We start from the raw sequence: 21,503 nt of genomic DNA, 5'->3' as shown, positions 1-21,503 counted from the left end.
TTCAGGGAGAGACAGATGGATTCGTTCACCGCGACCGCGCAGCGATCGACGGAGGTCGCCGACGCCGTGGCCCGGCACCCGGAGAGGTTCCGTGTGCTCACGGGCGAGCGCCCGACCGGGGCGCTTCACCTCGGGCACTATTTCGGGACCATCCGGGAGCGGGTGCGGCTGCAGGAGGCGGGGGTCGAGACGTTCCTCGTGCTCGCCGACTACCAGGTCATCACCGACCGGGATACGACGGCGCACGTGCGCGACAACGTGCACGGGGCCGTTCTCGACTACCTTGCAGCCGGGATCGACCCGGAGCGGACGACGGTCTTCACGCACTCGTCGGTCCCTGCGCTGAACCAGTTGCTGCTGCCGTTCCTCAGTCTCGTCACCGAGGCCGAGCTGCACCGCAACCCCACGGTCAAGGCGGAGCTCGAGGCCTCGGGGCGTGCGCTGAGCGGGTTGCTGCTGACCTATCCGGTGCATCAGGCCGCCGACATCCTGTTCTGCAAGGGCAACCTGGTGCCGGTGGGAAAGGACAATCTGCCGCACGTGGAGATGACGCGGGTGATCGCCCGACGGTTCAACGAGCGCTACGGCCCGATCTTCCCCGTTCCGGATGCGCTGATCACCGCGGCCCCGGAGGTGCCGGGGCTCGACGGCCGGAAGATGTCGAAGAGCTACGGCAACGCGATCGCCCTGTCGATGACGGCGGACGAGACCGTCGCCGCGATCCGCCGTGCCCGAACGGATCAGGATCGGCGGATCACGTTCGATCCGGAGCATCGGCCGGGCGTCTCGGCGCTGCTGTCGACGACCGCGCTGTGCCTCGACGTCGCGCCGGAGGAGCTGGCGGACGACATCGGTGACGGCGGCAGCGGCGAACTGAAGAAGAACACTGCGACGGCTGTGAACGACTTCCTGGCACCCCTGCGGGAGCGGCGTCGAGGCTTCGCTGCAGACGGCGAGATCGTGCGCAGCGTGCTTCGTCGAGGCAACGAGCACGCCCGGGCGATCGCAGACGCAACCCTCGACGAGGTGCGCGAGGCGATGGGGACCGTGTACTAGTTGTGATGTCCAGGCAGGTTGTTGAGTCTGCTGATGGGTGGGTCTCCGATGGCGGAGTGGTGCCTGTGATGATTGTAGAAGTGCATCCAGGTGGGTAGTGCTGCTCGTCGCTCGGTCTCGGATTCGTAGAAGCGGGCGTAGGCCCAGCCGTCGGCGAGGGTGCGGGAACCGCTCGATCTTCCCGTTCGTCTGTGGGTGGTAGGGGTGGGTCTTCTGGGGGCGGATGTTGAGCATGGTGCAGGCGTCGGCCCAGGCGTGGGACTTGTAGGCGGAGCCGTTGTCGGAGAGCACTGTCGCACCCGGAGGCTTTCACCCCTCAGCAGTCACGAGCCATTCACGCAACAACGTCCCCGGACATCCGCGACCATCCTCGCTCAATCGCCCGGCGAGGTCGTCCACGGTGGAGACTGTGTCTGAGTGCCGAGCCGTGCAGGGGAGGAGAACGATGACGACCGAGTTCCCGCGTTCCGTCTCCGTCGTCATCCCGGTGCGCGACGATGCCCGCCTGCTGGAGGTGTGTCTGAGCGCCCTCGCCCGGCAGACCCGGAAGGCCGACGAGATCGTGATCGTCGACAACGGCAGCAGCGATGACACGGCCGCCGTCGCCGAGCGGTTCGGCGCACGGGTCGTGAGCGAGCCGATCTGGGGGATTCCTCGCGCATCGGCGGCCGGCTACGACGCGGCGACGGGCGACATCATCGCCCGGCTCGACGCCGATTCCCGCCCGGGGCCGGATTGGATCGCGCGGATCGAGCGGACGTTCCGCACCCGCGGCGGCGTCGACTTCGTCACGGGGGAGCCGCGCTTCTACGGTGCGACGCCCCTGGTGCACTGGATGGGGGCGCACCTCTACATCGGCGGCATGTACGCCGCGATGGGTCCGCTTCTCGGGCATGCGCCCCTCTACGGATCGAACATGGCGATGCGCGCCGCCGCCTGGCGGATGCTGAGCGGGGAGGTGCACCGCGAGGAGCAGAACATCCACGACGACTTCGACCTGTCGTTCCACGTGCGGCCGGGGATGACGGTGCTGCGCGATCGGGGCCTCGTGGTCGAGGTCTCGGCGCGGCCGTTCCAGGACTGGGCGTCGCTCCGACGGCGGTTGAGCTATGTGGTGCCCACCGTGCGGCTGCACCTGTCGGAAGAGCCTCTGCACCGGCGGCGCCAGGCTCGCCGCGAGGCCGAGCGCTCTTCGGTCGGCCGGTGACGCCGTCGGTGGCTCAGTCGCGAGCCCGCGCGTAGAGATCGAGCAGGTCGGCGGCGAGCTGATGCGGGGTGGTCTCGCTCGGGCTGTGGCCGGTCGCATACGAGCGGAACTCGGCGTCGATGTCGCGGGCGTACCGCTCGTGGGCGGCGAGGGGCCACAGATCATGCGACCCGGCGACGACGAGCTTGGGCACGGGCAGCTCCCGCACGCGGCTGCGCACATCGGGCGCGATCATCATGAGGCCGACGATCTCGTCGACGCTGCGCCTGCTCGTGAGCGCGAACCGTGAGCGCACGAACTCCAACCGTCGGGGTGGGACCCGGTTCTTGTTCGTCACGATCCCCCAGATCATGAGGCCGGCTCCGCGCCGTGGGCTCGCGATCGGGGCGAGGGGACCCAGCCACTTCATGCTCGCGAACACGTTGCCGGACCCCGGAGGTGTGGTGAGCAGCGCGAGGGAGAGCACGAGGTCCCGGCGGTGGACGGCGACCAGCTGAGCAACCGTGCCGGCGAACGAATACCCCAGCAGATGTGCGGGTGTGCCCGCTTCGAGGAATGCGACCAGGTCGCCGATGAACAGCTCGTAGGTGTAGGCGGAGTTCGCACCGGCGGCGTGCGACTCGTACTGCCCAGCGAGGTCGAACGACTGCACGAGGTAGCCGGCCTCCGCCAGCAGCGGCAGGATCAGAGCGAAGTCCTCCTTGGACCCCGTCGCCCCCGGCACCAGTACCACCCGCGGATGTCCCGGGTCGCCGATCGAGATCACGGACAGCTCACCGCTCGGGGCGGAGAACCGCGACCGCACCGACCCGGGGGGAGGCGTCGTCCAGTCGATGTCGCCGATGGCCGCGTCGAGGGAGGCCGGGGTGCGGGATGCCCGCTCGCTCCTCGAATCTGTCGACACGCTCACAAGCTACCCCTCGGCTCCCTCGTGCAGAAGCACATCGGGAGTGTCTCGCCTTTAGTTGCACTTTGGCAACTAAAGGCGTATGGTTGACCTCGATCAACTTTCTACGCAGGAGCGCCACCCCGTGACAGACACCCCATCCGCACCCCCTGAGACGACCCGTTCGGCCCGCGAGGTCTTCACCGCGATCTCCGGTCTCGTCGTCGGCATGTTCGTCGCCGTGCTCTCGGGCACGGTCGTGTCGACCTCGATGCCGGTCATCATCGCCGACCTCGGCGGCACGCAGTCCCAGTACACCTGGGTCATCACCGCGAGCCTTCTGGCCACCGCCGTCTCCACCCCGATCTGGGGCAAGCTCGCCGACCTGGTCGACCGCAAGGTCCTGGTCCAGATCTCCCTCATCCTCTTCACGGTCGGCACCGTGATCGCCGGCTTCTCGACCGACACGAACATGCTCATCGCTGTGCGCGTCGTCCAGGGCATCGGCGTCGGCGGCCTGATGTCGCTCGTCATGATCGCCGTGGCCCTCATCATCTCCCCGCGTGAGCGCGGCAAGTACATGGGCGTCGTCGGCGGGATCATGGCCCTGGGCACCATCGGCGGCCCTCTGCTCGGAGGACTCCTCACCGACGTATGGGGCTGGCGCTCCAACTTCTTCGTCGGCGTGCCCTTCGCGATCCTCGCCCTCGTGCTGCTGCAGTTCACGCTGCACCTGCCCAAGCCCCAGCGCGACACCAAGGTCTCGATCGACTACTTCGGCATCGTGCTCCTCGCCGTCGGCGTCTCGACCCTGCTCATCTGGGTCTCCATGGGCGGCAACCAGTTCGACTGGGACTCCTCGACGAGCATCATGCTCGTGGTCACCGCCGGCGTCGCGATCGCCGCGTTCATCACGGTCGAGTTCTTCGTCAAGGAACCGATCGTGCCGATGTCGCTGTTCCGAAACCGCACCTTCACCCTGTCGGTCATCGCTTCGATCGCCATCGGTGTCTCGATGTTCGCCACGTCGGTGTTCCTCGCGCAGTACTTCCAGCTCGCCCGTGGCGCCACGCCCACCGAGTCGGGCCTCATGACCATCCCGATGATCATCGGCCAGATGGGGGCGTCGATCATCATCGGCCAGCTCGTAAGTCGCTTCGGCAAGTGGAAGGGCTGGATGGTCACGGGCTCGATCCTCACGACGATCGGCGTCAGCCTGATGGCAACCCTGCGCTACGACACCCCGTTCCCGCTCGTGGCCGTGTACATGTTCGTGCTCGGCGCCGGCCTCGGCATGGTCATGCAGAACCTCACGCTCATCGTGCAGAACGACACCGCGCCGCAGCAGCTGGGTGCCGCCTCGTCGAACGTCAACTTCTTCCGCACGATCGCCGGCACCATCGGCGTCACCGTGATGGGTTCGCTGCTGTCGACCAGCGTCGCGAACTACATCACCGACGCCCTCGACGGCTTCGTGCCCTCCACGCCGGCCGAGATCGACGCGCTCGAGCACCTCGCCTCCGGCGATGTCCCGAAGGTCGGTCAGCTGCCCGATACGATCCGCGCGATCGTCGAGAGCGCCTACGGTCACGGCATCGCGGACTCCTTCATCATCGCGATTCCGCTCGCCGTGATCGCCATCATCGCCATCGCGTTCATCAAGAACAAGCCGCTGTCGACGAAGAACGCCGCCGAGCAGATGCTCGAGCAGGCCGAGGAGTCGGTGATCGAGGTCTCCGAGGCCGAGGTCGGAGCCTCGCTCTCCACCGGATCCATCCGGATTCAGGGCGCGAGCAGCGGGCCCACGACCGGTTCGGTCCGCGTTCTCGAGCGCGAAGACCGTGAACGCGAAGACCGGGACGGGGAGCGCTGAGGTCGTGGCCTCGGCAGCGGTCGCGCCGTCGGATGTCGACAGTGCTCTCGGCGACCTCCAGGCGCACCTGAACCTCATCTTCGCGAGGACCCGGTCGCTGTGGAGGGAATCCGCCGCCCGGGTCCATCCGGAGCTTCAGGTGGGCGGCTACAAGCTGCTCACGTTCATCGATCGGGCGGGCACCGCGAACGCGCATGAGCTCGCCGAGCGGTTCGAGATGGACAAGTCGGTGATCAGTCGTCAGGTGCGGATGCTCGAGGAGCTGGGGCTTCTCGAGTCCCGCCCCGATGAGCGCGACGGGCGGCTCCGCGTGCTGAGCGCGACGGCCTCGGCCTGCAGCGCACTCGCCGAGGTGCGCCGCGACTACGGCTCCCGTCTCCAGGCCGTGATCGACGAGCTGACGCCCGAGGAGATCAGGGCGGCCTCCAAGGCCTTCCGGCTGCTCGCCGAGGTGTGACTCGAAGCCCCGCTGTCCCGATCGACAGCGGGGCTTCGCCGTACACTGGCGATCATGAGCGCCTCCTCCGACGCCCCTTCCGAGACCCCCGCATCCGCGTCAGCGCCGGGCCGCCTGGGAGACGACGACCTCGATCAGGCCGTCACCAGAGTGGAGCAGGAACTCGGACGGCTCTTCGCGCGGATCCGCATCGGCTGGCGGGAAGCCGCGGCCACCGTGCACCCCGACCTGCAGCCGCTCGGCTACCAGGTGCTGACCTCCATCGCGACGGGCAAGGCGACCTCGGCCGGCGCGATCATCGAACGGCTGCAGACCGACAAGTCGGCGGTGAGCCGCCAGGTGCGACAGCTCGAGCAGCTGGGACTCGTCGAGAGCGTGCCCGACCCCGAGGACCGCAGGGCCCGCGTGCTCGTGGCCACAGAACTCGCCCAGGAGCGGGTGGCTCTCGCCCGCTCGCGCTATGAGGGTCGCATCGGTGAGAGGCTGCGCAACTGGACCGCCGCCGACCTCGACCACTTCGCCGACCTGCTCGCCGGCCTCGGCGGCTGACAGGAACCGACCGGGCGGAAGTAGCCGCGGGAATACGGCGCACCGCTCGCGCCTTACCTCCCTCTGTGAGTCTTTACGAACCGGCCGTCTTCGGCGCCCTGCAGCTGTCCAACCGCGTCGTGATGGCGCCTCTCACCCGCACCCGTGCCGACGACGACGGTGTTCCGACCACCACCATGGCGGAGTACTACCGCCAGCGTGCCGGGCAGGGACTCATCATCTCCGAGGGCACGTGGCCGGCGGTCGAGGGCAAGTCGTATCCCGGACAGCCGGGCATCGTGACACCCGCGCAGATCGAGGGGTGGAAGCCGATCACCGCGGCGGTCCACGATGCGGGCGGAACGATCGTCATGCAGCTCATGCACGGCGGCCGTGTGGGTCACCCCGCGATCTCGGGGGAGCCGCGGGTCGTCGCACCCAGCGCGCTCGCCGCGCCCGGACAGACGCGCACGCCCGAGGGGAAGGCAGACCTCCCCGTCGCACACGCGCTCACCCTCGACGAGATCCCCGAGGTGATCGAGCAGTTCGCCCAGGCGGCGCGCAACGCGATCGCGGCCGGGTTCGACGGCGTCGAGGTGCACGGTGCGAACGGCTATCTCGTGCACGAGTTCCTGTCTCCGGTGTCGAACATCCGTGACGACCGCTACGGCGGGTCGCCCGAGAACCGCGCCCGCTTCGCGATCGAGGTCACCGCGGCCGTCGCCGCGGCGGTCGGCGCCGACCGCACCGGCATCCGTCTCTCGCCGCAGCACAACATCCAGGGCGTGCTGGAGGAGGACGACGCGGATGTCCTCGCCACCTACACCGCCGTCGCCGAAGGGCTCGCGCCGCTCGGTCTCGCCTTCATCGACGTGCTCAACGCGCACCCTGCCGGTGAGCTCGTGCAGCACATCCGCCGCACAGGCGGCGCGCCTCTGATCGTCAACACCGGTTTCGCGACCGACACCACCAAGGATGAGGCCGAGTCTCTCGTCGCCGACGGATGGGCGGATGCCGTAGCCGTCGGCCGACCCGTGATCGCCAACCCCGACCTGGTCGAGCGCTGGATCCAGGGGGCGGAGCTCAACGAGCCGCGGCCAGAGCTGTTCTACGGCCGGACGGCGGAGGGATACAGCGACTACCCGTCGCTGGAGTCGGTGCGCGCCGGAGTCTGAGGTCGCGCAGGACAGCGTGGCCGTTCTGTTCACGACCGCGTCCGTGAACCGGTCGTAGCGTGGAGGCATGACATTGAAACTCGGCTTCATCGGCATCGTGACCCACGACATGGCGGCCTCCCTCGCCTTCTACCGCGCCCTGGGCGTCGACATCGCGCAGGGCCAGGACGACGCTGCGCACGTAGACGCCAAGCTCGATGACGGCGTGACCCTCGCCTGGGACACGATCGAGACGATCCGTGGTTTCGACCCCGGCTTCGTGCCGGCGACCGGTGGGCATCGCATCGCCCTCGCCTTCGACAAGGGGACGGCGGCGGAGGTCGATGCCGCGTTCGCCGCTCTCGTGAGCGCCGGATACACGGCGCACGTCGAGCCCTGGGACGCGCACTGGGGTCAGCGCTACGCGACGCTTCTCGATCCCGACGGGAACTCGGTCGACCTCTATGCGGAGCTCGCCGCGAACTGACCGGGACTGACGCCGACCAGCCGTCGGAACTCGCGCGAGAGATGCGGCTGGTCGGCGAAACCGGCTTCGGCGGCGGCTGCGACGAGGGGTGCTCCTCGTCGCAGCAGCGCCTGTGCGCGGCGGGAGCGCTCGAGGCGCACGAGCGTGGCGTATCCGTAGCCGAAGGTCGAGAGCATCCGCCTCCGGAAGGAGCGCTCCGAGGTCCCGTATCCCGCGGCGGCACGGCCGGCCGGCTCGGCAGCCGCTGCCGAGCGGTGCACGGCGGCGGACCAGCGGCTCGATTCCGAGGCCTGCACCGCGAGTGAGGACAGCGCGCCCGTGGAGTGCGCGCCGTCGGCGAACGGCGCCATCGCCGCACGCAGGCGCTCGGCACGCCCGTGGGAGGTGAGGTCTTCGAGAGGGACGAGCTGGTCGGCGATCTCCTCGAGGTCGAGGCCGAGCAGGTGGCCGGCGCGCCCAGGGGGCAACCGGAACCCGAACGAGTCGCCAGCCCCATCGCCACCCGCCGTGATCCATCGCGTGGAGGGACCGGCCACCGAGACGCGACCGTCACGCAGGATCAGGTCCACGCAGCCGTCTGCAGGGATGGGACCCCCACCCGCGCTGCCACGGGAGCGCCACAGCGCTGCTCCGTGGGGCAGGTGCGTCTCGGAGTACATCACGTCATTGTCTCAGGCGTGGTCTCAGGCGTGGTCTCAGGGGTGGGCGACCGGCATCAGAGCACGATGTCGCCCGCCGAGTCGAGGGCCCGCCATGCGGTCTCGCGGGCGCCCGGCCGCACGAGCACGTCGGCCGCGATCATCGCGGCGAGGTCGATGCCGGTCAGCGCCGCGATGTCGGCGATCGGCACCTGGAACGTGCGGAAGCCGCCGAGCGGTGCGACGTCGAGCGTCCCCTCCCGTGTGTCGACCAGGGCGGACTGATCGAGCACGAAGCCGGCTGCGGCAAGGCCGTCGTGGCCGTGCCAGGCCGCGATCTTCCAGAACCGGAGCGGCACGCGGATGCCGCGGTAGCTCGGGTCGTTCTCGGCGAGGACCGGGGCGGTGAACACCGACACGCGCTGCTCGGTGGTCTCGGCGTAGGCGAGCACGTGGTCTTCGAGGCCGAGCCAGAGCTGCTTCGACTGGTTGAAGCCGGCGGCCTGCGGTGCGGCGTTGGGATAGAAGAACGTCGCCTCGCTCGCCGCGCGCGCGGTCGCGACCGCTCCCCACCCCGGGTCGCGTCGACGCACGAGGTGCCCGCGATCGAGGTCGTTGCGGGCGTACACCTCGGGCCCCGCCTGCTCATCGGGCGGAAGGCGCTCGTCGAGTCGCCAGTCGCCGGTGCGCGGCAGGTTCTGCAGCGTGGCGCCGTCGATGTTCACGGCCGTCACCGCGGCGAGCCGCCGCTCGGGGTCGAGCAGCACCGTGAACCGGGGATACGGGAGTGTGCGCACGGTCTGGGCGGGGAGAGGGAGGGGGAGTCGCGTGCCGAGGAAGTCCACGTCGTAGCCGTCGGTCATGATCCCATCGTGCACGGTGCCTCCGACGCCTGCACCTGTCAGCGCGGATCGACGATGACGTCGAGGGCCACGCCAGCGCACGCCACGCGCGGCAGGTCGGCGAGTCCGCTGCCGCGGACCGAGTCGCCGGTCGCCCAGCGGGGATCGGTCGAGACCACGACGCGGCCGACGCCGTTGGTCAGGGTGACCTCGCACCCCAGGGCGGCGAAGCGGTGCGTCAGATCCTGTTCGACGGACGACACGAGCAGATCGAGGCCGGCGACGCCGATGCGACGGCCGTCGACCTCGGCGGGGACGGCGATCGTGATCGTGTACTCGTCGCTGCAGAGGTAGTCGACGTAGGGTCCGGCGACGTGCGGTTCGCCGGTGGCCATCGGCACGCGGAACCACTCCAGGGCGCTGTAGTCGATGTTCTCCTTGTTCAGCGACTGCGAGGCGAGCACGAGCTGCCGGCGGTCCTCACCCTGCCACCACGCGAGATGGCTGTGGGCATCGGAGAGGAGGTCGATCGCGGCGATGAAGCCCGCGCCGTAGACCGGGACGCCGGGGAGGTCGAGTGTCCTCAATGCATGCGGTTCCACGAGCGCGTCGATCCTCGAGCGCGTGAGCGGCCCGGCTGCCCTGGCGTCGAAGACCTCCGCGGCGAACGGGTCCACCCAGTCGAGCAGGGTGCGCACGGGCGCCGTGAAGTAGTCCTCCACGATCGCGGCTGCTGCCTGGATGGCGGTGTCGGTTGCTGTGTTCATCGCGTCCTCCTGTGCACGTCGATGCTGGTCCTCTGATCTACCCGGTCGCTGCCTGGAGCCGGATCAGCGCGTCGATGGTCTCGGCGGCCATGAGCTCGGTCCTCGCCCCGGCGGCATCGGGATCCCCGGCCTCCACGGCGTCGATGACGGCGGCCAGGTGGGCTCCCTGGCGCCGAAGGTTCTCTGTCTCGTGCGCGACGAGACGCAGGAAGGGCGAGAGCTCTGCCTGCAGCTTCATCTGCTCGCGGGTGAGGCGCGCCGACTGGCTCAACGCGACGATCTCGATCTGCACGTCGTCGAGCAGACGGCGCTGCGCTTCCGGGTCGAGCTCCTCGATCCGCTCCAGCCGGCGACGCACCCGCTGCGTCTCGCTGGGGTCGGCGCGTCGCGCCGCGAGGCGCACGCAGGCTCCGGTGATGGCGGCGTAGTGGGCGCCGAGGTCGCGCAGGGCCAGGCGCGATGTGCGGCGCACGGCCTCTCTGGCGAAGGTGAGGGGATCCGCGTGCGCGGCGACGAAGCTGCCCCCGTTGCGCCCACGGCGGGTGACGACCAGGCCGCGTCCGCGGAGAGCCAGGAGTGCTTCGCGCACGGTCACGGGAGCGACGCCGAGACTCTTGCTGAGATCGGCTTCCGACGGGAGGCGCTCGCCGGCGCGGAGGTGTCCGCGGGTGATGGCGTCGACGAGGCGGCGCTCGACGAGCTCCGCCCGTCCCTCATCGCCGATGGGCTGGAACAGCGCGCCCTGAAGACGGTGCGGCTGCTCGTGCTCGGGTTCGTGCTCGAGTTCCAGGGAGCGCTCAGCGGAGGCGTGCGTCGGGTGCGTCGTCGAGCTCGATGCCATCCTGCGATTCTCCCTTCCGTGATCACGATACCCAAGAAGTTCCTGTTGACATATTACCTCTGGGTTTATATGTTTTGGTGAATCTTCCCCGTTCGACGACGATCCGAGGAGCGCGAGATGATCGCCACGGCCCCCGCAGCACCCGCAGCCCCCGAGGCCACCCGCCCGGACGGGACGGTGACACTGAGCAGCGTCACGAAATCCTTCGGCGAGTTCACCGCCGTCCGCGACCTCGACCTCGAGGTCGCCTCGGGGGAGTTCCTGTCGATGCTCGGGCCCTCGGGCTCGGGCAAGACGACGGTGCTGCGCATGATCGCCGGCTTCGAGGACGTCACCGGTGGCAGCATCCGCCTCTCCGGCGTGGACGTGACACGGACGCCGCCGCACGCACGTCCGGTGAACACGGTGTTCCAGGACTACGCACTCTTCCCCCACCTCACCATCGCCGACAACGTCGGCTACGGTCTCCGCGTCCGCGGTGAGGGGAAAGCCGCCCGCGCCGCCCGGGTGCAGACCTCGCTGGAGCAGGTGCGACTCGACCACGTGGCCGATCGCCTGCCGCACCAGCTCTCCGGCGGCCAGCGTCAACGCATAGCCCTGGCCCGCGCGCTCATCCTGCGTCCGCAGGTGCTGCTGCTCGACGAGCCGCTCGGCGCGCTCGACAAGCAGCTCCGCGAGCAGATGCAGATCGAGCTCAAGCAGATCCAGCGCGAGGTCGGCATCACCTTCATCTTCGTCACCCACGACCAGGAGGAGGCGCTCACACTGAGCGACCGGGTCGCGGTGTTCAACGGCGGTCGGATCGAGCAGATCGGCACCGCGCGCGACGTCTACGAGCGCCCGCAGACCGAGTTCGTCGCGCGCTTCCTCGGGCTCTCGAACCTCATCGGCGGAGACCTCGCCGAGCGCCTCACCGGCGACCGCCGAACCATGAGCGTGCGTCCGGAGCGGATGCGGCTGATCGATCGTGAGGGCACGCTCGCCGCGGGCGAGGTCGCTCTCGACGGGACGATCAGCGAAATCGTCTACACCGGCCCGGCCACCCGCTACCTGGTCGCGACCGATGCCGGGATCGACCTGATCGCCGAACGCCCCAACACCCGACACGGTGCCGATGACGATCTCGCTCGAGGACACCACGTCCGTGCCGCTTGGTCTCCCGGCCACGCGGCACGGCTTCCCTGAAACACCGCAACATCCCCACCCCCAGCACTGATCACAAAGGAGCGATCCATGCGTAAGAAGATCCTGGCCACCACGGCGATGGCGGCCGTCGCCGTCCTCGCCCTCTCCGGCTGCGCCACCGGAGGCGAGACGGCATCCGAGGGCTCCGGCGAACTCCAGATCGACGTTCCCGACATCGCCATGCAGGAGGAACTCGGCGACTACGAGGGCGAGGTGAACATCGTCGCCTGGAGCGGATTCGTCGAGCCGGCGTGGAGCGACGCGTTCACCGCCGAGACCGGATGCGTGGTGAACCGCCGCGTCGCCGGAACCAGCGATGAGATGGTGCAGCTCATGCGCACCGGCGACTACGACCTGGTCTCCGCCTCGGGCGACGCGAGTCTGCGCCTGATCGCGGGCGGCGACGTGCAGCCGCTCAACCTCGAGCTCATCCCGAACTTCGGCGACGACATCGTCGAGGGCATGAAGGGCCAGATCTACGACACCATCAACGGCAAGTCCTACGGCATCCCGATCGGCCGCGGCGCGAACATCCTGCAGTACAACAGCGACGTCGTCACCGAGGAGCCCACCAGTTGGGATGTCGCATGGGAGAAGGACAGCCCCTACGCGGGTAAGGTCATCGCCTACGACGCCCCGATCTACATCGCCGACGCCGCGGTGTACCTCATGGCGCACGAGCCCGACCTCGGCATCACCAACCCGTACGCGCTCGACGAGAAGCAGCTGAAGGCCGCCGTCGAGCTGCTCAAGCAGCAGAACGAGATCGTGTCGGAGTACTGGTCCGACCCCGCCGCGCAGATCACGTCGTTCGCGGGCGGCACCACGGTGCTCGGCACCTCATGGGAGGTGCTGCGCAAGCTCACGGAGGACGACAGGTTCAAGAGCGTGCTGCCCGAGGAGGGCTCGACCGGCTGGTCGGACGCCTGGATGCTGGCCGCCGAGTCGAAGAGCCCGAACTGCGCGTATGCGTGGATGGACTACTCGTCCTCGCCGGAGGTGAACGGCGCGATCGCGATGAACTTCGGCATGGCCCCGGCCAACGCCGCCTTCTGCGACACCAGCGAGGAGGCGAAGGCGCACTGCGACTACTTCAACGCCACGGATGAGGAGTACTTCAAGAAGGTCTGGTTCTGGACGACGCCGATCGAGCAGTGCATCGACGGCCGCACCGACGTCACCTGCACCAACTTCCAGCAGTGGACGGACGCCTGGCTCTCGGTCAAGGGCTGAGCCGCATCGAGGGGGTGGGTCCTGCCGACCCGCCCCCTCACCCTCCCGCATCTTCCGCAACCACGAACGGGATCGACATGAAGCGCCGCCTCCGGATCGCCGGGCTCCTGGCCCTTCCGATGACCTGGCTCATCGGGATCTACATCTTCTCGCTGGTCATGCTCCTCGTGACCGCCTTCTGGATCACCGACCCCTTCACTTCCAAGGTGAAGCCGGGGTTCACGCTGCGCAACTTCGAGCAGCTCTTCGTCAACCCCGCCTATCTGTCGACGTCGATGCGCACGCTGGGCATCGCCCTCGCCGTGACGGTGCTCGCCATCCTCATCTCGGTGCCCCTCGGCATCTTCATGGCCAAGGTCGCATCGCCGTGGCTGCGGGCGCTGTTGGCCGTGTCGATCACCCTGCCGCTGTGGGCCGGGTACCTGGTGAAGGTCCTCGCGATGCGGATCACGTTCACCGAGCAGGGGTTCGCGAACTGGTTGCTGGCGCCGTTCGGTCTCTCCGGACCGGGTTTCAGCGTGCTCACCGTCGTGCTCACCCTGACCTACCTGTGGCTGCCGTACATGGCCGTGCCGGTGTACACCGCGATCCGCCAGGTGCCGCCGAACCTCTTCGACGCCTCCGCCGACCTCGGCGCCGGGTCGTGGCGGACGATCGCATCGGTGGTGCTGCCGATCATCAAGCCGGCCCTCATCGCCGGCTCCGTCTTCACGTTCTCCCTGAGCCTCGGCGACTATCTGGTCGCCCGGTTCGTCGGCGGAGACACCCAGATGATCGGCAGCGTGATCGCATCGAACATCAACCTGAACCCCCCGCTGGCGGCCGCGTACTCGCTGGTCCCCATCGCGTTCGTCGTCATCTACCTGGTGAGCGTGCAGCGCACCGGCGCACTGGAAAGGATGTGAGTCGCGCATGCTGAGACTGTCCCGCACCTCCAAGATCGTCCTCGGGGTCATCGTCGCGATCGTCCTCGCGTTCATGTACATCCCGCTCGCGCTGGTCGTGCTCAACTCCTTCAACTCCGCGCGTATCGTCAGCTGGCCGGTGAGCGGGTTCTCCCTCGAATGGTGGGGCAAGGCGTTCACCAGCGAGCCTGTGCGCGCCGCACTCCTGAACTCGGTACTCGTCGCATCCGGGGCGACCGTGATCGCCGTCATCCTCGGCACCCTCGTGGCCTTCGCGCTGCAGCGGTACTCGTTCTTCGGACAGCGCGCCGTGAACCTCCTGGTGGTGCTGCCGATCGCTCTCCCCGGCATCGTCACCGGCGTCGCCCTGAACAACACCTACAACCAGCTGCTGGAGCCGATCGGCATACAGGTCGGCTTCTACGGCATGATCATCGCGCACGGCACCTTCTGCATCGTCATGGTCTTCAACAACGTGCTCGCGCGGCTTCGGCGGATGAACCCGAGCATCGAGGAGGCCTCGCAGGACCTCGGCGCGAGTCCGTGGCAGACGTTCCGGCTCGTCACGCTCCCGCAGTTCCGCAGTGCGCTGATCGCGGGGGCCATCCTCGCCTTCGCGCTCAGCTTCGACGAGGTCTACGTCACGATCTTCACCGCCCCGCCGGGCGTCGACACCCTGCCTCTGTGGATCATGAACCAGATGGCCAGGCCCAACGAGGCGAACGTGGTCAACGTGGTCGCGACGGTCGTCATCGTCGCCTCCTTCCTCCCGGTGTGGATCTCGCAACGGCTGGGGAAGGAGGTCGACGAGCGCGACTGACGCAGGGACACCGCTCAGTCGTCGGTGCGGAAACCCGTCGCCTTGTGGGTGCCGTCGCAGAACGGCTTGAGGGCGGAGAGTCCGCATCGGCACAGGGCCACCGTGCGGCGGTGGGGTGCGATCGGCTCGCCCTCGGTCGTCTGCAGCTCCACGTCGCCGCGCACGAGCAACGGGCCGTCCGGGTACGGCGTGATCGTCGGGCGGTCGTGGCCGGCGCTCATGACGGCATCCGCGTGCGAAGCGAGGAAGTGCCCGTGGACCAGGCGTCCAGGATGTGCGCGCCTCCCCAGCCGTCGACGGTCAGGCACGCGGCGGCACCGAACATGATGTCGGGCAGCAGCTCGGGGTGATCCTCGGCGAGGCTGCCGGCGAGGTCTCGCGCGGCGATCTGCTCGTGCACCGCGTCGGCCTCGACGTGCTCGTCGAAGTAGTCCGAGACATCGGAGCCGAAGCCCAGACGACGCAGGCCGTCGGCATACAGACGGCACGGGATCGACGAGGTCATCTCGTAAGCGGCGAGGTGGCCGACGATCGAACCCACCAGGCGGCGGTTGAGGCCGAACATCGACATCATGTTGAGAGAGGCGAGAGTGACGGCGGGCAGGTCGTCGACGTACGCACCGTAGGTGTCATCGAGACCTGCCGCCCGCATGGCGCGCGCGAAGAGCGCAGCGTGCACACGGTGCGGACGGCCACCGCCGTATTCGTCGGACTGGATCTCGACGAGCGCGGCCTTGGCGCGTCCGTCCAGTCGGGGGATAGCCCAGGAGTGCGGGTCCGCCTCGCGCAGCGTGTATGCCGAGCGCTGGATGAGCATCTCCTGCGCCTGCGTCGCGGTGGCCTTCTTGACGAAGTACCGGGAAAGGCTCGGCCCCGTGTCGGCCTCCGCGAGAGCGAAGAGCGACCGACCGACGGCATCGACGGTCGGCTCCGGCAGGCTCGGCATCGGCACGCCGGCACGCAGTTCGCGCTCGAACGCCGCCTCGAGGATGCGCCGGGTGGTCACAAGCGCGGGGTCCCATTCCAGATCGGGGTCGAGCTGCGGGAGTGACCCGTACGCGGAGGCGTAGAGCACGAACAGTGCCAGCTGGATGTCGTCGTCGCGGGCGATGTCGGCGCTCGCCGCGACGGCCTCCTCGGCGAGTGCCGCGTGGCCGCATCCCTCGCCGGATCCGGTGAGGTGCGCGATCACGGCGCGGCTCAGCGCCCCTCTGTCGGAGAACGCGAGAGGCGGGGTGGATGCCGGGGCGGATGAGGTCATGTGTCGGGGTTCCCAATCGATGCGCACATCCGTATCCTGCGGTCGAGGAGCAGATCCGGCCAGGGACTTGACGGGCCGCGCCGCGCGGGGCATGCGCGCGGGTGCCCGTCTCGGCGTCGGAGTCGGCGGCGGGCGCGGAGATAGGCTGACGTCGATGACGCAGCCGTCCTCCTGGTCCCACTACGCCGCACCGCGACATGCGATGCGGCGACTGCTGATCTCGTGCCACGGTGCGGGGGAGCAGTCGGGTCCCCAGCCGCCGTTTCGTCGTCGGTCGCTTCCGACCCGCGGCCTGGTCTACATCTCCGAGGGGCACGGGGAATACGAGGAGTACGAACCGCACGGCCGGAAGGTGCCGGTCCTGGGGCCGGCGGTGATCTGGCTGACCCCCGGAACGCTCCACGGGTACGGCTCCGACGCCCGGGGATGGTCCGAGCACTGGGTGTTGTTCGAGGGCGAGTCGTTCGCGGCGTTCGAGGCGAGCGGGCTGGGAGGACACCATCGCCCGGTGCAGGCGCTCGCGCGTCCGGTGGACGACGCGGACGAGATCTTCGATCAGCTGCGAGAGGCCGTGGGTGCGGTGGGTCCGCGAGCGGAGATCGCCGCCTCCGTCGCGACCCAGCGGCTTTTGCTCGCCATCCTCGATGCCGCCGATCCGGTGGAGGGGACGACGGACGGCGCGAGCGTCATCGACCTCGTCAGCCGCGACGCCACCCGCACCCTCTCGGTCGCCGCGCGCGCGGCTGCGGTCGGGCTCTCCACCCGCGAGCTGGGGGTGCTCGTGCGGGCCGCGACCGGGCTCACCGTGAACGACTTCGTCATCGAGGTGCGCATCGCGCGGGCGCAGTCGCTCCTGGCGGAGACGGCTCTCGATGTCGGTCAGATCGCCGCGCAGGTCGGCTACGACGACGCTGCCTACTTCTCCCGCATCTTCCACCGCCGCACAGGAGCTGCGCCCTCGGCGTTCCGGCGACAGCAATCCCGAGAGCATATTGACGAGAATCATCCAAGTCGTGCCGAGAGCGTCCCGGAAAATCCAATGATCTGACGAGAAAGTCCATGGACGGAAGTCCAGGTCTAGCCGATCCTGGAATCATGTTCACCTCCAACGGATACACGCTCGACGACTCGCCGTCTCGGCTCGGGTGGATCGAGCCCGTGCCGGACGCCATCCGCACCGACAAGCAGGCGCTGTGGAGCCGCCTGCGCAGGGACGGCTACCTGTTCCTGCCGCAGCAGCTCGATCCGCAGCTCGTCACCGCGTTCCGCGAGCACTACTTCACCGCGATGGCGGACACCGGGATCGTGGAGCCGGGCTCCGATCCCGCCGTCGGCGTCGGAGCGCAGGGAGCGATCGACAGGGCGAAGATCCGCGCGGTCCTATTCGACGACATCGTTACCGGTGAGCGGTACGCGGCGCTGACCGCACACCCCGACATCCGCGGATGGTTCGAGTGGTTCCTGGGCGACGACGTGCATCTGCACCGGCGCAAGATCATCCGCCACATCCGTCCCGGCGAGTCGGGGATCGGCACGGCCACGCAGGCCCACTACGACCTCGTCTATCTGCGCGAGGGCAGCGAGCGCGTGCTCTCGATGTGGATCCCCCTGGGAGACTGCCCCGTCGAGCAGGGCGGCCTCACCTACCTCGAAGGCAGTCATCACTGGGCGCTCGCCGAAGAACGCGCGCGCGGCGACAGGCGCCCCGCCGCGTCGATCACGGCCGACCTCCCCGCGCTCGCCGACGCGCGCGACGCCCGCTGGCTGATGGCGGACTATCGCGCGGGCGACGTGATGGTGCACTCCTCCTACATCGTGCACGCCAGCACCGACAACGTCGATCCGCAGGGGCGCATCCGCCTCTCCACCGACATCCGCTATCAGCGGGCATCCGAGCCGATCGACTGGCGCTGGCAGGAGCACTGGCACGAGGATGACGGTCTGTGAGGAGAAGTGCCGCTCAGTCGCAGGTCTCGAACGCGTAGGCGTCGTCGTCGGGAGTGACGAGGTCACGGTCGCGGAGCACCATGGAATCCGGAGACCTGTCGTCGGCGCACATCTCGGCGAAGGGGCGCGGAAGCTCGTCGGTGTACTCGATGTCGATCACATGGTCGGCGTAGACCGCGGTGTAGGCGCCGCACTCTTCATAGGCCGCGCACTCCTCGGTGACCGCGAAGTCGAAACCGGCCCGCTCGTGGAGCAGCGCCGCATCCTCTGCGGCGTTCTTCTGGCCGGCGGCGAGCCCCACGGCGTGCGCGGCATCGACGAGCAGCGCGGCCAGGGCCAGGTTGTCATCGAGCGAGAGGGAACTACCCGACCGCGAGTACGAGTCGAGATTGTCGAACTCGACCGCGTCGAAGCCGGCATCCGCGCAGCCCTCGATCCAGGGGATCACCGTGTCGGCGATCTTCTCCCGGTGCGCCGCACTCGAGGTGTCGATGAGTGCCTCATCGGGCCAATCCGGATCGAAGACCACCTCGCCGTCGCGCTGCAGCAGCAGCTCGCGGGGCCAGGCATCGAGTTCACCGGGCTGCGTCTGGAAGCCGTTGACGTAGCAGATCGAGTACACGCCGGGTGCGGGCTCCGCGCCCCGGTCGCGCCCCACGATGCCGACCTCTGGCGAAGGGTCGTAGGCGCCACCGAGCTGGTAGTCGGGCACGGCGCCGGAGGGCGGGAGGGCGATGGCGGGCGACGGAAGGGTCGTCGATGCTGCGGAACACGCCGTGAGGACGAGCGCCACGACGCCGATCAGGACCGCGCGCCCCCCACGAACGAGTCTTCGATTCGACACGGTCAATGCGGGGCGGGTCCGGTCGCCGCCGCGTCGACCGGCGCCGGCGCGGCCGGATTACGACGGATGCCGATCCACGAGACCACGCCGCCGATCACGAGCAGCATCGCCGTGAACCACGCGGCGTTGTGGAAGCCGTCGAGGTCGAGCGTGCCGCCGACGATGGTCGACAGCATGGCCACGACGAGCAGACCGGCGACGCGGGAGACGGCGTTGTTCACGGCCGAGGCGATGCCCGAGTGGTTCTCATCGATCGCCCCGAGGATCGCGGCCGTCAGCGGGGCGACCGTGAGGGAGAGTCCGAGACCCATCACGATCATGGCCGGCAGCACCTGCCACCAGTAGTCGAAGTCGGTGGAGACGAGAAGCAGCATCAGGGCGCCGACGGCCATGAGCAGCGGCCCGACCGTCATGAAGATACGCGGTCCCCATCGGCCCGCCCACTGACCTGCGCGCGAGCTGACGAGGATCATCAGGATCGTCATGGGGAGGCTCGCCAGGCCTGCGGCAGTCGCGCTGAGCCCCGCGCCCTGCTGCAGGTAGACGCCGACCACGAAGCCGTTGAGCGACAGTGCGGCGTACACGAAGAACGTGGCGAGGTTGCCCCAGCCGAAGTCGCGCACGCGGAACAGCCACAGCGGCATGAGGGGCGACGCGGAGTGCTGCTGGCGCCACAGGAACAGCGCGAACAGGGCGGCGCCGGCCACCGCGGGGATCCAGATCGCGGGCGACTGCCATCCCAGGTTCGGCTGCTCGATGAGCGCGAAGACCACGGCGCCGAGACCGATCGCGCACAGCGCCCCGCTCCACCAGTCGACGGTGATGCCGCGGGGATGCTCGGGCAGACGCAGGCGGGAGAGCAGCAGGAGCGTGATCCCGATCGGGATGACGTTGATGAGGAACACGAAGCGCCAGGAGAGGTAGTCGACGAAGAGCCCGCCCAGCAGCGGACCGACCAGTTGCGCACCGGTGGTGAAGGCGGTCCAGACTCCGATGGCCCGCGACTGCACGTCGGCGCGCATCGTGGCGGTGATCAGGGCGAGCGAGCTGGGCACCAGCAGCGCCCCCGCGGCTCCCTGGGCGGCGCGGGCGATGATCAGTGTGAGCGGATCGAACGCTGCGGCGACCGCGATGGAGGCGACGCCGAAGGCGATCAGTCCGATCCGCATTACGAGCACACGGCCGTAGGCGTCCGACACCGAACCGGCGAGCAGGATCAGAGCGCTCAGAGTGATGAGATACGCGTCGACGACCCACTGCTGGGTGGTGATGCCGCCGCCGAGCTCACGACTGATCGCGGGTAGCGCGACGTTCACGACCGTGCCGTCGAGGAAGGTCACGAATGACGCGAGCACCGCGATGGAGATGACGAGCCGCTGGAGCGGAGCGAAGGATGCCACAGGCCGACACTACCCCCGGCAGTCGACGTCGGGGCGGTTTGGCCAGGTCGGTCAGGGCTTCGGCGCGGTCACGCGCGGAGCTGCCGGCGGGGAGGCGGGGAACGGGGCCGGTGTCCCCGCGCGCAGGAGCTCGGCGAGTGCGGGCGCTCCACCGTCGTGGACGGCGCGGCGTTGCCGGTCGGCGCCGGTGCCGAGTGTGCGCAGGCGCTCGAAACCCTCCCACACCCGTTCCTCGTCACCGAGTTCGCGGAGGGCGGGGGCGATCGATGCCCGCATCCGGTCGGCCACGGTCCAGGCATCCTCGATCTCGCCCGTCGTCGGATCGATCAGGCGCGCACCCATGCCTCTGCGGGCCGCCGTCCACAGTGAGGCGTCGATGCCGTCCACTCCGATGTCGGCGAGCGGCTGATCGTCGGTGAGCACGATCGCTCGGGAGAGGAGGGCGGCGAACACCGCGTCCTCGGCCGTCAGCTGCGCATCGAAGACCCGCACCTCAACGGTGGGGTAGCGCTCCGAGATTCGCGCCGACCACGACAGCGACGCCGCATCGGCGAGGGCTCCGACGTCGACGAGGCGCTGCACACCTGCCCGGTACTCGTCGTAGTCGCGGAACCGCGGCGGCGCCCAAGACGAGGGCAGGCGACGGATCAGGATGCTGCGCCAGCTGGCGAAGGCGGAATCCCGTCCGTTCACGAAGGGGCTGTTGCCGGTGAGCGCCAGCAGCACGGGGAGCCAGCCGCGCACGCGATCGAGCGCGCGGACCCTGTCCTCGTCATCGGCGACCTCGACGTGCACGTGCAGGCCGTTGACCTCGTGGTCGCGCGTGAGGTGTCCGAGCTGCTCGGCCACCTCGTCGTAGTGGGGTGAGGGCGACACGGTGGAGGAGCGGGTCGTGGCGAACGGCGTGCCGGTACCGGCGGCGATCGCGTGCTGCTCCCGGGCATGCCAGCCGATGAGCCCGCGCAGGTGCCTCAGCTGCGCCTCGGCATCCACCGCGGTCGCGACCGGCTCGGTCAGGCACTCGATCTGCGAGGTCAGATACTCCGTGGTGACCTCTCCGCCCGTGCGGAGGCGCGTGATGCGCTCGCGAGTGCCGGAGGCGAGGGCCACGGGCACCAGCGAATGCTCATCGAGGAAGAGGAACTCCTCCTCGACGCCGAAGCGCGACATCG

Annotated in this window: 23 protein-coding genes and 1 pseudogene; 13 read left to right on the top strand and 11 right to left on the bottom strand. The window is 69.0% G+C overall.

What is annotated here, in order from left to right; translation table 11 throughout:
• Window positions 1-15: 15 nt before the first annotated feature.
• A complete protein-coding gene (gene trpS / locus ASC55_RS08415; RefSeq protein WP_055874380.1) occupies window positions 16-1,056 on the top strand; it encodes a tryptophan--tRNA ligase in 1,041 nt (346 codons plus the stop codon).
• On the opposite strand, the pseudogene ASC55_RS17290 reads toward trpS, so the two are convergent.
• Window positions 1,053-1,347, bottom strand: a pseudogene (locus ASC55_RS17290) (integrase core domain-containing protein); the annotation flags it as partial. The gene trpS and the pseudogene ASC55_RS17290 sit on opposite strands and share 4 nt — an antisense overlap.
• Before the next feature lie 154 nt (window positions 1,348-1,501).
• On the opposite strand from ASC55_RS17290, the gene ASC55_RS08410 reads away from it, so the two are divergent.
• Window positions 1,502-2,263 (top strand): glycosyltransferase family 2 protein, encoded by a 762-nt coding sequence (locus ASC55_RS08410; RefSeq protein ID WP_055874377.1) that lies wholly within the window; start codon window positions 1,502-1,504, stop codon window positions 2,261-2,263.
• Window positions 2,264-2,276: 13 nt separating this feature from the next.
• Here the strand turns inward: ASC55_RS08410 and ASC55_RS08405 are convergent, their stop codons facing one another.
• Window positions 2,277-3,173 carry an alpha/beta fold hydrolase gene (locus ASC55_RS08405; protein WP_055874374.1) on the bottom strand — a complete coding sequence of 299 codons (897 nt, stop codon included), beginning with the start codon at window positions 3,171-3,173 and terminating at the stop codon, window positions 2,277-2,279.
• Between the two features lie 121 nt (window positions 3,174-3,294).
• Here ASC55_RS08405 and ASC55_RS08400 point away from each other — a divergent pair, with 121 nt between their 5' ends.
• From ASC55_RS08400 to ASC55_RS08380, 5 genes are all read left to right on the top strand, one after another.
• Complete coding sequence (locus ASC55_RS08400; RefSeq protein WP_082524276.1) at window positions 3,295-5,022, top strand: DHA2 family efflux MFS transporter permease subunit; 1,728 nt, start codon at window positions 3,295-3,297, stop codon at window positions 5,020-5,022.
• The gene (locus ASC55_RS08395; protein WP_055874372.1) at window positions 4,991-5,479 is read left to right on the top strand and encodes a MarR family winged helix-turn-helix transcriptional regulator; all 489 of its coding nucleotides are present in this window, start codon (window positions 4,991-4,993) and stop codon (window positions 5,477-5,479) included. Before ASC55_RS08400 ends, ASC55_RS08395 begins: the two co-directional genes overlap by 32 nt.
• A 54-nt stretch (window positions 5,480-5,533) precedes the next feature.
• On the top strand, window positions 5,534-6,028 hold the full coding sequence (locus ASC55_RS08390) for a MarR family winged helix-turn-helix transcriptional regulator (RefSeq protein ID WP_017829344.1): 495 nt from the start codon (window positions 5,534-5,536) through the stop codon (window positions 6,026-6,028).
• 65 nt (window positions 6,029-6,093) lie between these two features.
• Entirely contained in the window at window positions 6,094-7,182 is a 1,089-nt protein-coding gene (locus ASC55_RS08385) for an alkene reductase (protein WP_055874369.1), read from the top strand.
• Between the two features lie 67 nt (window positions 7,183-7,249).
• Window positions 7,250-7,648, top strand: coding sequence for a VOC family protein (locus ASC55_RS08380; protein WP_055874366.1), 399 nt, complete (start codon window positions 7,250-7,252; stop codon window positions 7,646-7,648).
• On the opposite strand, the gene ASC55_RS08375 is transcribed toward ASC55_RS08380, so the two are convergent.
• From ASC55_RS08375 to ASC55_RS08360, 4 genes are read right to left on the bottom strand one after another with little or no spacing between them, the layout of a single operon-like run.
• Complete coding sequence (locus ASC55_RS08375; protein WP_055874363.1) at window positions 7,624-8,307, bottom strand: helix-turn-helix domain-containing protein; 684 nt, start codon at window positions 8,305-8,307, stop codon at window positions 7,624-7,626. The genes ASC55_RS08380 and ASC55_RS08375 overlap by 25 nt on opposite strands.
• Before the next feature lie 56 nt (window positions 8,308-8,363).
• Window positions 8,364-9,149, bottom strand: coding sequence for a DNA/RNA non-specific endonuclease (locus ASC55_RS08370; protein WP_055874360.1), 786 nt, complete (start codon window positions 9,147-9,149; stop codon window positions 8,364-8,366).
• 38 nt (window positions 9,150-9,187) lie between these two features.
• Window positions 9,188-9,895, bottom strand: a complete 708-nt coding sequence (locus tag ASC55_RS08365; protein WP_055874356.1) for a cache domain-containing protein — start codon at window positions 9,893-9,895, stop codon at window positions 9,188-9,190.
• A gap of 37 nt (window positions 9,896-9,932) precedes the next feature.
• Entirely contained in the window at window positions 9,933-10,736 is an 804-nt protein-coding gene (locus ASC55_RS08360; RefSeq protein WP_055874353.1) for a FadR/GntR family transcriptional regulator, read from the bottom strand.
• 117 nt (window positions 10,737-10,853) lie between these two features.
• On the opposite strand from ASC55_RS08360, the gene ASC55_RS08355 reads away from it, so the two are divergent.
• The 4 genes from ASC55_RS08355 to ASC55_RS08340 all read left to right on the top strand — a co-directional run bounded on the left by ASC55_RS08355 (window position 10,854) and on the right by ASC55_RS08340 (window position 14,879).
• Window positions 10,854-11,921: an ABC transporter ATP-binding protein gene (locus tag ASC55_RS08355; protein WP_055865853.1), complete on the top strand. Its 1,068-nt coding sequence runs from the start codon at window positions 10,854-10,856 to the stop codon at window positions 11,919-11,921.
• 48 nt (window positions 11,922-11,969) lie between these two features.
• A complete protein-coding gene (locus ASC55_RS08350; RefSeq protein ID WP_055865850.1) occupies window positions 11,970-13,154 on the top strand; it encodes an extracellular solute-binding protein in 1,185 nt (394 codons plus the stop codon).
• 77 nt (window positions 13,155-13,231) lie between these two features.
• Window positions 13,232-14,059, top strand: coding sequence for an ABC transporter permease (locus ASC55_RS08345; protein ID WP_017829335.1), 828 nt, complete (start codon window positions 13,232-13,234; stop codon window positions 14,057-14,059).
• A gap of 7 nt (window positions 14,060-14,066) precedes the next feature.
• Window positions 14,067-14,879, top strand: coding sequence for an ABC transporter permease (locus tag ASC55_RS08340; RefSeq protein ID WP_055874351.1), 813 nt, complete (start codon window positions 14,067-14,069; stop codon window positions 14,877-14,879).
• A gap of 14 nt (window positions 14,880-14,893) precedes the next feature.
• On the opposite strand, the gene ASC55_RS08335 is transcribed toward ASC55_RS08340, so the two are convergent.
• Entirely contained in the window at window positions 14,894-15,100 is a 207-nt protein-coding gene (locus tag ASC55_RS08335) for a CDGSH iron-sulfur domain-containing protein (RefSeq protein ID WP_055865842.1), read from the bottom strand.
• Window positions 15,097-16,140 carry an iron-containing redox enzyme family protein gene (locus tag ASC55_RS08330; protein WP_055865841.1) on the bottom strand — a complete coding sequence of 348 codons (1,044 nt, stop codon included), beginning with the start codon at window positions 16,138-16,140 and terminating at the stop codon, window positions 15,097-15,099. Before ASC55_RS08330 ends, ASC55_RS08335 begins: the two co-directional genes overlap by 4 nt.
• A 154-nt stretch (window positions 16,141-16,294) precedes the next feature.
• Between ASC55_RS08330 and ASC55_RS08325 the strand changes: the two genes are divergently transcribed.
• Together ASC55_RS08325 and ASC55_RS08320 are read left to right on the top strand one after the other, a co-directional pair.
• Window positions 16,295-17,188, top strand: a complete 894-nt coding sequence (locus tag ASC55_RS08325) for a helix-turn-helix domain-containing protein (RefSeq protein ID WP_055874348.1) — start codon at window positions 16,295-16,297, stop codon at window positions 17,186-17,188.
• Window positions 17,189-17,235: 47 nt separating this feature from the next.
• Window positions 17,236-18,087 carry a phytanoyl-CoA dioxygenase family protein gene (locus ASC55_RS08320; RefSeq protein WP_055874345.1) on the top strand — a complete coding sequence of 284 codons (852 nt, stop codon included), beginning with the start codon at window positions 17,236-17,238 and terminating at the stop codon, window positions 18,085-18,087.
• 13 nt (window positions 18,088-18,100) lie between these two features.
• Here ASC55_RS08320 and ASC55_RS08315 read toward each other — a convergent pair whose 3' ends face one another.
• From ASC55_RS08315 to ASC55_RS08305, 3 genes are read right to left on the bottom strand one after another with little or no spacing between them, the layout of a single operon-like run.
• Entirely contained in the window at window positions 18,101-18,931 is an 831-nt protein-coding gene (locus ASC55_RS08315) for an endo alpha-1,4 polygalactosaminidase (RefSeq protein ID WP_055874343.1), read from the bottom strand.
• A 2-nt stretch (window positions 18,932-18,933) separates the two neighbouring features.
• Window positions 18,934-20,331 (bottom strand): MFS transporter, encoded by a 1,398-nt coding sequence (locus ASC55_RS08310; protein WP_055874340.1) that lies wholly within the window; start codon window positions 20,329-20,331, stop codon window positions 18,934-18,936.
• 51 nt (window positions 20,332-20,382) lie between these two features.
• Window positions 20,383-21,501 (bottom strand): carboxylate-amine ligase, encoded by a 1,119-nt coding sequence (locus ASC55_RS08305; protein ID WP_055874337.1) that lies wholly within the window; start codon window positions 21,499-21,501, stop codon window positions 20,383-20,385.
• Window positions 21,502-21,503 lie beyond the last annotated feature (2 nt).

The organism is Microbacterium sp. Root322, assembly GCF_001425645.1.
Taxonomy (GTDB): Bacteria; Actinomycetota; Actinomycetes; order Actinomycetales; family Microbacteriaceae; genus Microbacterium; species Microbacterium maritypicum.
The sequence above is the reverse complement of the archived record's forward strand: the minus strand, read 5'-3'. Positions and strand labels throughout refer to the sequence as shown.

Excerpts from the sequence above, each read along its gene's own strand:
- trpS (WP_055874380.1), top strand. The coding sequence starts at position 16 with ATGGATTCGTTCACCGCGACCGCGCAGCGATCGACGGAGGTCGCCGAC.
- ASC55_RS08410 (WP_055874377.1), top strand. The coding sequence starts at position 1,502 with ATGACGACCGAGTTCCCGCGTTCCGTCTCCGTCGTCATCCCGGTGCGC.
- ASC55_RS08390 (WP_017829344.1), top strand. The coding sequence starts at position 5,534 with ATGAGCGCCTCCTCCGACGCCCCTTCCGAGACCCCCGCATCCGCGTCA.
- ASC55_RS08380 (WP_055874366.1), top strand. The coding sequence starts at position 7,250 with ATGACATTGAAACTCGGCTTCATCGGCATCGTGACCCACGACATGGCG.
- ASC55_RS08375 (WP_055874363.1), bottom strand. The coding sequence starts at position 8,307 with ATGTACTCCGAGACGCACCTGCCCCACGGAGCAGCGCTGTGGCGCTCC.
- ASC55_RS08370 (WP_055874360.1), bottom strand. The coding sequence starts at position 9,149 with ATGACCGACGGCTACGACGTGGACTTCCTCGGCACGCGACTCCCCCTC.
- ASC55_RS08365 (WP_055874356.1), bottom strand. The coding sequence starts at position 9,895 with ATGAACACAGCAACCGACACCGCCATCCAGGCAGCAGCCGCGATCGTG.
- ASC55_RS08360 (WP_055874353.1), bottom strand. The coding sequence starts at position 10,736 with ATGGCATCGAGCTCGACGACGCACCCGACGCACGCCTCCGCTGAGCGC.
- ASC55_RS08355 (WP_055865853.1), top strand. The coding sequence starts at position 10,854 with ATGATCGCCACGGCCCCCGCAGCACCCGCAGCCCCCGAGGCCACCCGC.
- ASC55_RS08350 (WP_055865850.1), top strand. The coding sequence starts at position 11,970 with ATGCGTAAGAAGATCCTGGCCACCACGGCGATGGCGGCCGTCGCCGTC.
- ASC55_RS08345 (WP_017829335.1), top strand. The coding sequence starts at position 13,232 with ATGAAGCGCCGCCTCCGGATCGCCGGGCTCCTGGCCCTTCCGATGACC.
- ASC55_RS08340 (WP_055874351.1), top strand. The coding sequence starts at position 14,067 with ATGCTGAGACTGTCCCGCACCTCCAAGATCGTCCTCGGGGTCATCGTC.
- ASC55_RS08335 (WP_055865842.1), bottom strand. The coding sequence starts at position 15,100 with ATGAGCGCCGGCCACGACCGCCCGACGATCACGCCGTACCCGGACGGC.
- ASC55_RS08330 (WP_055865841.1), bottom strand. The coding sequence starts at position 16,140 with ATGACCTCATCCGCCCCGGCATCCACCCCGCCTCTCGCGTTCTCCGAC.
- ASC55_RS08325 (WP_055874348.1), top strand. The coding sequence starts at position 16,295 with ATGACGCAGCCGTCCTCCTGGTCCCACTACGCCGCACCGCGACATGCG.
- ASC55_RS08320 (WP_055874345.1), top strand. The coding sequence starts at position 17,236 with ATGTTCACCTCCAACGGATACACGCTCGACGACTCGCCGTCTCGGCTC.
- ASC55_RS08305 (WP_055874337.1), bottom strand. The coding sequence starts at position 21,501 with ATGTCGCGCTTCGGCGTCGAGGAGGAGTTCCTCTTCCTCGATGAGCAT.